Annotated in this window: 7 protein-coding genes; 1 reads left to right on the forward strand and 6 read right to left on the reverse strand. The window is 31.4% G+C overall.

Annotated features, from left to right (window positions below; all coding sequences use genetic code 11):
* Window positions 1-342: 342 nt before the first annotated feature.
* From trxB to aceE, 4 genes are all read right to left on the reverse strand, one after another.
* Window positions 343-1,299 (reverse strand): thioredoxin-disulfide reductase, encoded by a 957-nt coding sequence (trxB, locus tag ERCIPICE3303_RS01490; RefSeq protein WP_157990977.1) that lies wholly within the window; start codon window positions 1,297-1,299, stop codon window positions 343-345.
* 238 nt (window positions 1,300-1,537) lie between these two features.
* On the reverse strand, window positions 1,538-2,956 hold the full coding sequence (gene lpdA / locus ERCIPICE3303_RS01495; RefSeq protein ID WP_157990978.1) for a dihydrolipoyl dehydrogenase: 1,419 nt from the start codon (window positions 2,954-2,956) through the stop codon (window positions 1,538-1,540).
* Window positions 2,957-3,093: 137 nt separating this feature from the next.
* Window positions 3,094-4,317, reverse strand: coding sequence for a 2-oxo acid dehydrogenase subunit E2 (locus tag ERCIPICE3303_RS01500; protein WP_157990979.1), 1,224 nt, complete (start codon window positions 4,315-4,317; stop codon window positions 3,094-3,096).
* A 13-nt stretch (window positions 4,318-4,330) separates the two neighbouring features.
* A complete protein-coding gene (aceE, locus tag ERCIPICE3303_RS01505; protein WP_157990980.1) occupies window positions 4,331-6,994 on the reverse strand; it encodes a pyruvate dehydrogenase (acetyl-transferring), homodimeric type in 2,664 nt (887 codons plus the stop codon).
* Window positions 6,995-8,235: 1,241 nt separating this feature from the next.
* Between aceE and ubiD the strand changes: the two genes are divergently transcribed.
* Window positions 8,236-9,699: a 4-hydroxy-3-polyprenylbenzoate decarboxylase gene (gene ubiD, locus ERCIPICE3303_RS01510; protein ID WP_157990981.1), complete on the forward strand. Its 1,464-nt coding sequence runs from the start codon at window positions 8,236-8,238 to the stop codon at window positions 9,697-9,699.
* Window positions 9,700-11,872: 2,173 nt separating this feature from the next.
* Here ubiD and hemD read toward each other — a convergent pair.
* Both hemD and hemC read right to left on the reverse strand, forming a co-directional pair.
* On the reverse strand, window positions 11,873-12,622 hold the full coding sequence (gene hemD / locus ERCIPICE3303_RS01515) for a uroporphyrinogen-III synthase (RefSeq protein ID WP_157990982.1): 750 nt from the start codon (window positions 12,620-12,622) through the stop codon (window positions 11,873-11,875).
* On the reverse strand, window positions 12,619-13,560 hold the full coding sequence (gene hemC / locus ERCIPICE3303_RS01520; protein WP_157990983.1) for a hydroxymethylbilane synthase: 942 nt from the start codon (window positions 13,558-13,560) through the stop codon (window positions 12,619-12,621). The genes hemD and hemC overlap by 4 nt, the downstream gene beginning before the upstream one ends.
* Window positions 13,561-14,837 lie beyond the last annotated feature (1,277 nt).

The raw sequence follows: 14,837 nt of genomic DNA on the forward strand, positions 1-14,837 counted from the left end.
TTAATGAGTAACTAAAAGTTGATAGAAGTAATAAAGGTTAGCATAAGGTGTATAAATATTTACTAATTCTCCTTTTTACTATGAATAATGTAATAGTAATTACATGTTTATGTATAGGCTTATACCTATAAATCAGATTTATTTTGAAATAAATATTCTTGTTTGGATTTATATAGACCTTTTGTATTAATTTCATAAATTAGGTGAATAATGCATTATATCAGAGGATCAATTAAGTTCATGAAAAGATCTCTATCTGCTAAGGAGCAGTAAAGAGATTACTCTGATGTATGTTAGAGTTTATATAGATTAACTATTAAATAGTTCATATACCTATATGAATCATGAAGTGAGCCCATCAAGATAGCGTTCTGCATCAAGTGCTGCCATGCAGCCGGTTCCTGCAGAGGTAATAGCTTGACGGTAAACATGGTCAATTACATCTCCAGCGGCAAATACTCCATCGATACTAGTTTGAGTAGCATTACCATTACTTCCTGATCGTACTACAATATAGCCATTTTTCAGCTCTAACTGATTCTTAAAAATAGAGGTATTGGGACTATGTCCAATAGCAATAAATACACCTTTCACCACTATATCTTTGGTAGTGTCACTTTGAGTTGAACAAAGACGTATGCCATGAACACCATTTTCATCTCCTAAGATTTCTGCTAATCTATAGTTTGTATGCAGGAAAATATTCTCCTTCTTAATTTTTGTATTTAAACGATCCATTAGGATTTTTTCAGCACGAAAGCTATCTCGACGGTGAACTAGATGGACTTCAGAAGCAATATTTGCTAAATAGAGCGCCTCTTCTACCGCTGTATTACCCCCACCAACTACTGCCACTTTTTGATTACGATAAAAGAATCCGTCACAAGTTGCGCAAGAAGATACACCGCGTCCTTTAAATTTTTCCTCTGAAGGAAGACCAAGATATCGAGCCGAGGCTCCAGTGGCAATAATTAATACATCAGAAGTATACTGATTTTGGTCTCCGATTAAAGAAAATGGACGATGATATAGATCAATGCTATTAATGTAGTCAAATATTATTTCTGTATTAAATTTTAATGCATGTTGATGCATACGCTGCATTAAAAGTGGGCCTGTTAAATTATCAGGATCACCTGGCCAATTTTCAACATCAGTCGTAGTAGATAGTTGTCCGCCTTGTTCGAATCCTGTAATTAACACTGGATTTAAGTTAGCTCGTGCTGCATAGATAGCAGAAGTATATCCAGCTGGTCCAGAGCCTAAAATAATTAATTTATTATGTTTAATTCGTTTCATAAGTGAGGCCTCAGAAGATAGAGTATTGTAGTTTTACTAGTAGTAAAAAGATAACAAGAATAATTAATTATATTTTAAGAATGCATATTCATCTAAATTGTTAAAAAATATATTTCTATAATTATCATATTCTATTAGTCATCTCTTAATTAAATTACTTAATTTTCTTTCTGACTTACTTACTGATTAGTTAAGTATCTATACCTATTTTGAGAGAGTGAAAGATCGTATATATTTGTTATATTTTTAAATTGAGTAAATCAGTAATACTACCTTCAAAAATTTCAGAAGCAAGACCAATTGATTCATGTAAGGTAGGATGTGAATGAATAGTTAAAGCGATATCTGCTGCATCACAACCCATCTCAATTGCTAAAGTAATCTCACCCAATAATTCACCACTATTTACACCAACAACTGCACCACCAATAATACGATGCGTGGTTTTATCAAAAATTAATTTTGTCATGCCATTTCCGCAGTTAGAAGCTATAGCTCGACCTGAGGCTGTCCAAGGGAATATAGAAGTTTCATAACATATTCCCTGTTCCTTTGCTTCTTTTTCAGTCACTCCTACCCAACCAACCTCTGGATCTGTATAAGCAATAGATGGAATTGCTTTTGGATCAAAGTAATATTTTTTACCGGCAATTACTTCAGCAGCTATATGCCCTTCATGTATGCCCTTATGTGCTAACATTGGTTGACCTACTATGTCGCCAATCGCAAAAATATGAGGGACATTAGTACGCATCTGTTTGTCGACTAAAATAAAACCACGATTACTCACCGTTACTCCAGCCTGATTAAGATCCAAACAATTTCCGTTAGGTTTTCGTCCAATTGCCACAAGTATAGCATCATAACGCTGTGGCTTAGATGGCGCTTTTCCCCCTGTCATAAAAACGTAGAGCCCATCATTTTTTGCTTCTATATTCGTGACTTTGGTTTCTAATATCAGGTTAAATTTCTTTGAGATTTGTCCAGTAAAGGTTTTAATGATATCTTTATCTACATTAGGTATTACTTGATCACATATTTCTATTACATCAATTTTAGATCCTAAAGCATGATATATTGTTCCGATTTCTAGACCTATAGCCCCACCTCCTATCACTAAGAGATGATCTGGTATTTCCTTAAGTTGAAGTGCATCGGTAGAATCCCAAATGCGTGCATCTTTATATGAAGTCAATGGTATGTTTATAGCAGATGAGCCTGCTGCAATTATCGCATGATCAAAATTGATAATTGTACTTACATTAGATTCTGTAGTGACTTTTATTGCATGTGTACTGGTAAATTTTCCCAAACCATGTACTACATTAACTTTACGGGCTTCTGCTAATTTAGCTAGACCACTCGTAAGCTGAGAGATGATCCTTGTTTTCCATTCACGAATTTTATCTAGGTTTAATTGTGGTTTTCCTATAGCAATGCCTTGCATAGCAAGCGCATCCCATTCTCCTATAACTTTAGCTATATGTAATAAAGTTTTTGATGGAATGCACCCAACATTAAGACATACGCCACCTAAGTTGCTATAACGCTCAACAAGAATTGTTGTAAGACCTAAATCTGCTGCACGAAATGCTGCGGAATAACCTGCTGGTCCAGCCCCAAGAACCACAACTTGGGTGTGAATTTCTTTACTCATTAGAACCTCTTTATTACAATCTATAAGATAAGTCTATTTTTTAATGACTACTATAATATTTGATTATAGTTTATTTATATAAAATTTTTCTTAATCTACATCACCCATACCATAGAATTTTATAACTAGAAATCTATTTACATAATTAAATAACGAATATCAGCTACAGTATTTTTAATTATCGTAATAAATCGTGCAGCCTCGGCACCGTCAATTACACGATGATCAAAAGAAAGTGAAATAGGCATCATTAAGCGTGGTATAAATTTTTTACCATTCCATACTGGTTCTATTTGAGATTTGGAGACACCTAGAATTGCAACTTCTGGGGCGTTAATAATCGGTGTAAAATAAGTAGTGCCTAAACCACCAAGACTAGAAATTGTAAAGCAACCTCCATGGATATCGCTTGGAATTAATTTATTTAAACGAGCTTTATCGGCAACCTCAGTTAACTCACGAGCCAACTGCAGGATACCTTTTGTTTTCACCTTCTGGAAGACTGGAACTATTAAGCCATGCTTTGTTTCCACTGCTACACCAATATTGATATATTTTTTTAAAATTAATTTTTTTCTATCCGTAGATAGTGAACTATTAAAATATGGCATTTTCTCTAGAGCTACAGCAATTGCTTTCATAATAAACACTACTGGAGTGATTTTCACATTAATATTTTGTTTAGCTATTAAATTATTTTGATTTTTACGAAATACCTCTAATTCAGTAATATCGGTTTTATCAAAATGAGTTACATGTGGAATTGTTATCCAATTACGATGCAAGTTGTTACCGGAGAGTTTTTGGATTCGACTGAGCTCAATTTCTTCAGTTTCACCAAAACTATTATAGTTAATGTTTGGTAATGAAAATTGTCCCAAAATAAATTTATTGTCTTCTTTAAATACTTCATTAGGCTGCATTATATTCTTTACATAATAGTCTATATCTTCTTTTAAAATCCGTTCTTTATTTCCACTACCTTGGATTTTAGATAGATCTATGCCTAATTCTCGTGCTAAACGGCGAATGAGAGGAGTAGCATGAACATCTTTGGTTGAGGTTATTAATGATGAAGATAGAATCTTTTTATTTGGTTTTATATCTAATGCATCTAATTCTGGTGCATAGTCAACATTAAAAAACATGACTAACATGCCAGGGCTAACTTGATCACTAATTTTAACTTTAATTTCTTGGACTATTCCTGTACATGGTGATGGAATTTCTATAGATGTTTTTTCAGTTTCAACAGTTAAAATTGATTGATCAATTGTAACTCGGTCTCCAACTTTCACGAGGATTTCAGTAACTTCTGCGATATCTGTTCCAATATCAGGCACATGTATCTTAATATCCATATCCTATTACCTCTTACGCCAAAGCCGGGTTAATTTTATTAATATTAATTTCAAATTTTTCAATGGCCTCAGCTACTACTTTTTTCTTTATATCTCCATTTTCAGCTAGTGCACTAAGTGCTGCAACTACTATGTAATAGGCGCTAATTTCAAAATAATCACGTAGGTTCTCCCGGCTATCTGAGAGACCAAATCCATCAGTCCCTAATACACGATAAATATTAGAGGGAATAAAGTTACGTACTTGTTCAGCGAATAACTTCATGTAGTCAGTAACAGCTATAGCTGGTCTATCATTTAAAATCTGAGTAATGTATGGTATATGAGGTGTTGAAATTGGATGTAGCATATTCCATCGCTCACAGTTCTGGCCATCTCGAGCCAATTCTGTAAATGAGGTGACACTATATACGCTTGAACTAATTTTATAATGTTCTGATAAAATTTTTGCTGCTATACGAACATGGCGTAGGATAGAACCTGATCCTAAAAGTTGTATTTCTCCTTTTTCCTCCCTTATAGTTTCTATCTTGTAGATACCTTTTCGAATACCGTATTCGGCTCCTTTTGGCATTGTTGGCATATGGTACTTTTCATTTCCTGTAGTGATATAATAAAAAACGTTCTCCTGTTTGGCACCATACATACGAGTCAGTCCGTCATGTATAATGACTGCTATCTCATAAGCATAAGCTGGATCCCATGAAATACAGTTAGGAATAGTCAGAGCGTGTAAGTGGCTATGACCATCTCCGTGTTGGAGCCCTTCTCCATTAAGAGTCGTTCGACCTGCAGTTCCACCAATGAGGAAACCGCGTGCTTGCTGGTCGCCAGCAGCCCAAAGTAGATCACCAATACGCTGGAAACCAAACATGGAATAATAAATATAAAATGGGATCATAGGTAGATTGTTGCTACTATATGATGTAGCTGCAGCGAGCCATGACGCTCCAGCTCCTAGCTCATTTATCCCTTCTTGTAGGATTTGACCTGTTTTTTCTTCTTTATAATATGCAACTTGCTCACGGTCTGGTGGACAATATTGCTGACCAGTTGAGTTATATATACCAATCTGACGGAATAAACCTTCCATACCAAATGTACGCGCTTCGTCAGCAATAATTGGTACTAGTTTCTCCTTAATTGAATCAGTTTTTAACAAAAGATTTAATGTTCGTATAAATGCAAGAGTAGTTGATATTTCTTTAGATTGCTCAGTTAAAAGATGGTTAAAGTTTTCTAATATTGGTATTAAAATAGTTGTATTAAATACTTCCTTACGTGCTGGTAAGTATCCACCTAGTTTAATTCGTTGATTATGAAGATAATTGTATTCATCTGAATTCTTTTCAAGAGTTAGATAAGGTAAGTTTTTAATTTTATCATTATTAATTGGAATATTGAATCGGTCACGTATAGCACGCAGGTGCTCTATGCTTATTTGTTTTACTTGGTGAGCAATATTTTGACCTTCAGCGATGGGACCCATACCATAACCTTTAATGGTATGAGCTAATATTACTACAGGCTGACCTTGAGTTTCTTTTGCTTGTTTCAGTGCAGCATACATTTTTTTCGGATCATGACCTCCTCGATCAAGAGACCAGATTTCATCGTCAGTCATATCTTCTACTATCTTTAATGTTTCTGGATGCTTTCCGAAAAAATGTTGTCGTATGTAGGATCCATTTTTAGATTTAAAAGTTTGGTAGTCACCATCCACAGTTTCGTTCATTAATTGTACTAGTTTATCGCTAGTATCTTTATAAAACAGCGGGTCCCATTTACTGCCCCAGATTACTTTGATTACCTTCCATCCTGCCCCAGAAAAAACCCCTGCCAATTCGTTAATTATCTTTCCATTTCCTATGACTGGACCGTCTAGTCGTTGAAGATTACAGTTAATGATAAAAATTAAGTTATCTAATTTTTCTCTGGTTGCTATTGTAATGGCTCCCTTAGATTCTGGTTCATCCATCTCACCGTCTCCAAGAAAAGCATAAACTGTTTGTTTAGATGTATCTTTTAGATTACGATTTAGAAGGTATTTTAAAAATTTAGCTTGATAAATAGCGCCTATAGCTCCTAAACCCATTGAAACAGTTGGAAATTGCCAAAAACTGGGCATTAGTTGAGGGTGTGGATAAGAAGGTAGGCCACACCCTGCTACTTCCTGACGAAAATTATTCATTTGTTGTTCACTAAGGCGTCCTTCAAGAAAGGCTCGAGCATACACACCTGGAGAAGAGTGACCCTGAAAATAAACGAGATCACCACCATCTTCTTCAGTGCTTGCTCGGAAAAAATGATTAAAGCATACTTCATATAAAGTGGCAGCCGACTGAAAGGAAGCTATATGTCCACCTAATCCTAAGTTTTTTTGTGAAGCTCGTAAAACAGTTATAATTGCATTCCAGCGTACTGCAGAACAAATTCTATCCTCTAAAATAATGTCTCCGGGATACTCTGGTTCATCTTGTACTGGGATAGAATTTACATAGCGATTATCTAATTGATGAAGAGGTATCTTTATACCACTTGTATGAGCAACTTCTAATACTTGATTAATCAAATATTTCGCACGCTCAGCTCCTTCTACACGTATTACTGATCTTATTGAGTCTACCCAATCACCTGTTTCGGCCGGATCTGAGTCATAGTATAAGGGTTCTGACATAGGGATCTTCCTTGTTTCTGTTTGATGAGCTTTATGTCGTTTAAAGCATTTATCTTTATATATGTTGTATTTTATAGAGAGTAAAAAGAGATGAGTATCTTAATTCCTACATAGTTATATCGAATTTAAAGTATTTAGCTTCTATATTTATGGCAAGAGATTTTTACTGAATAAGTATTTATACTGTATATTTTAGTAATCAATACATATTAAATTCAGATCTGTGATCTACATGATATCAAGGGTTAAATACAGATTTTTTAGATAGATCTTAGATATTCCATTATATACAACATATTAATTTATATGTTATTTATAGAACTAAGAAATATGGAAAGATATGCGTGACTTAATTGTATAAGCTCAAAGCATACTTAAGTATCATTACTTAAATTTATTATAGTGATTTAATTGTCTGATTTGTCATATATTAATCCTTTTATCTTGAATACAATCTATTTTCTTCTTTTCAATCCACTCCTATTGTCTGAGCGTGATTCATTTATCGATCTTTTTTTCTTAATATCACCAACATAAGTAGATTTATTTTATATAACTATTGATAAAAATTATTTAACGAATATAAATGAAATATGTAATATCTTGCTAACTTCTTAAAAAATAGAATTCTTTTGTATACACGCATCCAACTATTCTTTAAGTTATTTCTTGGTATATAAAACCATGCAATATATGAATGTTAGAACAGAGGTATTTATTAGATAATTAAAGAAATGATGTGATGACATCATAAAGCATACTGACGTTTTATATAGCTCTAAATAACTGAAAATAGAATAATAAATAGACTATTGATTTATAATTACATTACAATTATCACTTTCGGTTATTGTAAGAATAATCATTCTACAATCTATCTACAGAACTAGAAATTAGATATTACATATGTAATACTATAATATATGATATTAAAGAGATATATGTAAGGATTATGATTTATTTTTCTCAATTATTATCTATAAAATAGATTAGTAATTATTACTTATAATCTATTCGTTCTATTTTTTAGACTAGAGAATTGGTTAGTAACATTCTTAATACTATGATTTTATATTTTTCGTATGTCTTTCTAGAGGAAATTAGAATTTTATTATTTAAATTATTAGTAATAGATATATCATTACTTTTATATCTATACTATAAAATGATCTATTTTATACCTTATTTAAAATATTATTACTATAAATGAGTAAATGACTTTTGATATTAATTGGTAAGTTATGAAATATAAAGACCTACGAGAGTTCCTTTCTTTTCTAGAAGAAAAGGGGGAATTAAGACGTATTAAACAAGTAATTGATCCTAATCTTGAAATGACTGAAGTTGCTGATCGTGTATTACAACTCGGTGGACCAGCTCTATTATTTGAAAATCCAAAAGGTTATGATATGCCTGTTTTATGTAATTTATTTGGTACACTTGATCGTGTAGCAATGGGTATGGGGAAAAAAAATTTTCAAGCTTTGCGTGAAGTAGGTCGTTTAATCGCTTTTTTAAAAGAACCTGAGCCATTCAGTGGTTTGCGCGATTTTTATAATAAAATTCCACATTGGAAGCAAGCGTTGAATATGACAACTAAGCGTCTTCGTAATGCTCCTTGTCAAGAGAAAATTTGGTTTGGGAAAGATGTTGATTTAATGCGTTTTCCAATAATGAGATGCTGGCCTGGCGATATAGCACCGTTAGTGACATGGGGGTTAACCATTACACGAGGTCCAAATAAAGAACGACAAAATCTTGCTATTTATCGGCAGCAAGTAATAAGCACTAATAAGCTTATTATACGATGGCTACCTCATCGAAGTGGTGCATTAGATTTCCAGGATTGGAATCAGAAGTATAATGAGAAGCGTTTCCCTGTTTCTGTAGCGCTTGGAGCTGATCCAGCTACTATACTTGGAGCGGTAGTACCAATTCCAGATAATTTTTCAGAATATTCATTTGCTGGGCTTATACGTGGTGCACATACTGAAGTTGTTAAATCTATATCTAATGATTTAGAAGTTCCAGCTAGAGCAGAAATTATTTTAGAGGGATATATTGAGCCAGGTGAAATGGCATCTGAAGGTCCTTACGGTGATCACACTGGCTACTATAATGAAATAGATAAATTCCCTGTTTTGACTGTTACTCACATCACTCAACGTCATGCAGCAATATATCATTCTACCTATACTGGACGCCCCCCAGATGAACCATCGATTTTAGGTGTAGCACTTAATGAGGTCTTCATACCTATTTTACAAAAACAGTTTCCAGAGATTGTTGATTTTTATCTTCCACCAGAAGGATGTTCCTACCGCTTAGCAATTCTAACTATTAGAAAGAAATATGTTGGTCACGCAAAAGTTATTATGATGGGAGTGTGGTCGTTTCTTCGGCAATTTATGTATACAAAGTTTATCATAATCTGTGATGATGATATTAATGCTCGGGACTGGAAGGATGTTATTTGGGCGATGACTACACGAGTGGATCCACTACGTGACACAGTCATGATGGATCAGATGCCAATTGATTATCTTGATTTTTCTTCTCCAGTTTCCGGATTAGGATCAAAAATTGGGATAGACGCGACCAATAAGTGGGCTGGTGAAACTAAACGAATGTGGGGCATGCCTATCAAGAAAGATCCTGTTGTCACTGCTCATATAGATAAAATTTGGGATTCATTAGGTATATAACTATATAATCCTTTAGAGTTTCAATACTGATAAGCTACATCTACAATTACTCTCTAGAATTTCCAGTGGAAGTTGTACTGGTTAAGTTCTCTCAATAAAGAATCTTAATTCTAATTATTGATCGTATTTTATACAGATCAAAAAATCTTTTGTATTTTCATTTTAATTAATATTGGTGACTCTGAGTAGATCATCACCATTTGTTTTTTTACATTATTTTAGTGTTGATGGAAAAAAGATATGTGAATTATCTGTATAGCTTTTAATTTAAACTATAGTGTTATCGCTATAATATAGTATCGTAATACGATACATCAGGTTACGATTGACATATCGTGTGGTAATTCTTGATTAAGAAAGGAAATAGGTCAGATATCATACATAATGATAGCTCTAACTAATTTGTCTTATTTCTTTTCAAATTTGTTATGATATCAGTCCAATAAATTGTATTAAAAATGTTTCTACATATTATATTTAGTGTTAATTTAGGAATCTTTATGAGTTAGATTTATTTAATAATCTTTTTATAAATAGTCTCTATCTTATGGTAGTGTCTCATGTTCAAGCTAGAGGAAACATGCGTGAATAGTTCAAATATCTCTGTTAATATTACAGATTCTTAAGATTGATTATAGTATGGTATTTAAAAATCATATTTCTATTCCATATTTTTAATCTATAAAATAACATGCATAAATATTTATATGTTTTATGAATAAATTAAAAAATTTATTTTTATACTTTATCTATTATTTTATTTAGTAGATACAGGATATTATAGACTCATATTATCGTATGAATAGAAATAGATTTTTTACTTTAATTGCAGAGATCTATTTAGGTGATTGAAGGTAGTTTAATTAGAGTATATCCTGATTGTGTTAAGAATCAAGATGTAATAAATATAGTTTATATCAAAAATATCATTGTATATTGATATCAATGCTGACCTAATGATTCTTGATTTATAAGGGGGTTTATATATTGAACTTATATATTTAATAATAAGATTCAATATGTATGTTTTTATTTTTATAAGGATTAGAATCCTCTAATAGTGAATAAGAATAAATTTCAAAATCTAGACAAAATCAGTAAAATCCAATGTATTTATTGCATGATATAAATGTGTTATAAATACTCTAGGAGATATGATGGTATTATTTATTGTTCTAGATACAGTAGGTTCGTGATTAGTAGTTTCTATGAGATGTAAATATTAGAATGGATCATATAAATTCTTTAAGATAATGTATATATCTAAGTTTACTTACTGATTTTTTGAATTATATTAACAAGTACTAATTTTAGTAATTTTTACTATGTTTAGTGTGGATGAACAGGAAAAATAGTAAATGTTATTAGCATGTACTTTAATAGTTGTATTGCAGAATAACATTGAGAAAAAGAGTCGGATATTTAAGTTGTATTCTATTTAATCACATCTTCTGCTAATGAATGGAATTATATAGTTGTTATTATGTCTAATAAGCTTTGTAATAAAGATAAGGTTGACTTTAGAATCTGCGTGTTTAAGTTTAATGAATTATTATTTATTGAAATGAAATATAAAGGAATGAATTTATAGTGTTAATAACGTGTGATCTTTATCAATATTGAATAAATAAATGAGATCATATCCTTAAGTCATATAATTTTTAGTAGTATGTTTTACTAATGTATTCTATAGAAAGATTTCTATCGTTGTACAATTAAACTCAAATATCTGTAATTTATCTAACTCTATGATATTTAAATTATAAATTATGACAATACCATATGAAATTTATTATCCTAAGAAATAATTCTATATAAGAATAAGTGATCTTGATTTTTATTTTTTTTAAAAATATAAGATATATGTTAAATATTATAGTAATCTTTAAGATGATTAAAACATGCTGTATCCACTTTCCCGTAAGTGTAGATCATAATTACGGAGGATAAGGTGGTTATGTATGATTAGTTTAAAGATTTTTATATTCCTAGAAAATAATAGGATGATGAAATAGATATTTGATATTTCTATAATACTCTAGAACAGAGTGGACCTGTTTAAGTTAATCGAAATAATATGAATTCAGCTCTCAATACCCAAATAGATATCTGAAAGATATATAGGAAATGAGTCTAATATCGTGCAACTAAACAGTTTATAGATTAAACATCATTAAGAGAAATATAAAATTGTTTGTAATAATGAATTATTGTCTGCCTTATAGGAAATATTAATATCGATCCATCCAAGAGTATGTGCTAAGATTGCTAATCGTTTACTGACAACGATTAGACGACATTTTAATAACCATTCATTTCTATCTGTATCAGAAAAGAGATAATATAACTGTTTTAACATTGAGCCACTAGTTACTACCAATATAGTAATGCCTTTTTTTCTCCAACGTTGAGCTTCTGTAACCCCATGATAAGATTTTTCGCGACGCTGATAACATTCCAGACATTCTACTTTTACGCCATAGTAGCGTAAGGTATTTTCTAGCAAATTTCTCCCACCATTACCACGCAGAACTAGAGCATATTTATCAGAAATATTATCTAAAGCTAAATTCTTAATTAGTATTTCACTTGTTTCCTGTGAGTGCGGCCACAATGCTTGATGTCCACTAATGTTATAAAATGCTAATGCTGTACTATGTCCTATTGCGTAGTAAGTTAACTTCTTGGGCCAGAAAAAATTTTCATTCATAAAACATATATTAGCGTAACGAACAGCATTTTGAGATAAAATAAATACGAGGTCTCCTTGTCTTAATGTTTTTATTCTATTCGTTAATATATTTAACTGAGAACCTGGAGAAAATTCTATAAGTGGAAATGACCAGGCACTACGTCCTTGATCACGTAGACGGCTGACTAGCTCGTCAGCTGATAAGGATGGACGAGTAACTAAAATACTCATTTAGATATCTTGTCTACAGAAAATGATGAGAGGATATTTTTAGCTCCATGAACTAAGAGTTCTTCGGCTAACAAAATACCTATTTTTTCAGCTTGTTTTCGTGGTCCTCTTCGCTCTCTACGTATTATATGACTTCCATCGAGTGACCCTACTAGACCTCGAAGCCATATGTTATCCCCTTCTAGAAGGGCATAACTACCTATTGGCATGTGACAGTGAGCCGATAAACGGATATTCATAGCACGCTCTGCAATTATCCGATCTGCACTCTCACTATGATTTAATATCTTAAGCAAATGGATGGTCTCTAAATCATCAAGACGACATTCAATACCTATCGCACCTTGACCAACGGCAGGCAGTAAATCCTCAGCTGGTATTATATGTTGAATACGAGAGATTAAGTTTAATCTCTTTAGTCCAGCAACAGCTAGAATAATTGCATCATACGTGCCTTTATCCAATTTATCAAGACGAGTTGCGATATTTCCACGAAGGAATTTAACAGTTAGATCTGGACGTTGAGCACGTAGTTGACATTGGCGCCGCAAACTAGATGTCCCAATAACCGACCCAAATGGAAGAAATTCCACTAATGAATAATGATTTGAAACAAATGCATCATGAGGATCTTCGCGTTCGCAAATAGTTACTAAACCTAGTCCGTCGGGAAAGTAGATTGGTAGATCCTTGATTGAATGCACTGCTATATCTGCATGACCTGATAAAATAGCCTGCTCTAATTCTTTTACAAACAAACCTTTACCACCAACCCCTATCAGTGAGGTATCGAGTATACTATCGCCACGTGTTAGGATAGGAACTTTTTGTATACATAATTCTGGATAATGTATGAGCAAAGAATCTATAACATACTGTGCTTGCCATAAAGCTAGAGGACTTTTTCTAGTAGCAATTCTTAAAACTTTTCGTGACATATTGAATACCATGTTTCTTAATCTCTTATAACTATGTCATATAATCGATCTAGTTTATAGGATCGATGAAAGAGTAAAACAAACTCAGTTCGATATATATTTATTCATTTTGCAAAAGAATGTAATTCTATACTGATAGTGTTTTCAGAGTGTATTAATTATAACGATCATAAATGATATTCATGCTCATAATTCAGTTTGAAAGATTGTATTAAATACATATCATTACTTTGTTCTTGAAATCGAATTATCTCTATATGTTATAATCATCTAGTATCATCAATCAATTAGATTTATATATCTAGATGCTAAGTATGAAAGCATTAAGAGAAGGGTAACTAAGTTCTAGAATTTCTTGAAAAAAATTAGAATTTTATTATGTTAGACTTTACTATTTATCGGTTATATAATTATTATAATATGGTTTGATTATATTTTTGTTATATTATAAATACATGGTTGTTAGATTGAAATAAAAAAGTTATCTTTGATACATAGTAATTCTAGTATTAGTGAATATTAGATAGATTCACTATATACTATGCTATAGTAATTTATATTTATGGTATATATTTAACATATTGCTTGTAGTAATATGTCAGTTCTCACTTATCGTAAAGTAATTATCTAATAATTACTGAAGTAATATATACATGGATAAGAATCCTTTAATCAAAAAAATACTGCTATATTAATAGATCTTACCATGACCACTACACCAAATAAATATTAATTTCTAAGCAAGATAACTATATTTTAACTTTAACAGAAAGATTAAAATAATTATATATTACACACTTTTAATTGTTAAGATATAAGCTTGTTCTTTATAAAAAAGAAAGAAATCAATATCTCATACTTAAGTATGATCAAAATATCAAGAATTTAATATTTATGACTGATAATTTATTTTTAAAGATGTTTTTAAAAACAAGAAAATCATGAAATCTATGTTACTAAGACACTATTTCAATCAATAGTATTGAAATAGTATTTTTTATAAATTTTAAATCTTGGAATGTTGTTTAATCTATTTCAATATACAAAGAGATCCGATCTAATTGATTGTTTATTTAAAATAAATAGATGAGTTATTTATTTTATGATAAGAGTATAAAAAATATTTTACAGATCACAGTATATTTTAATAGGTATTTTGTTAAATTTTTTATATTTTTTATATTGTAAATATTATTATAAAATAGTTAGATTGTTATAGGTTTTATAGAGATTTTTTATAAACTATATGAATCATTTTTATTTTAAATAATTGATTA

The sequence above is a fragment of the Candidatus Erwinia haradaeae genome (assembly GCF_900699015.1).
Taxonomy (GTDB): Bacteria; Pseudomonadota; Gammaproteobacteria; order Enterobacterales; family Enterobacteriaceae; genus Erwinia_E; species Erwinia_E haradaeae_E.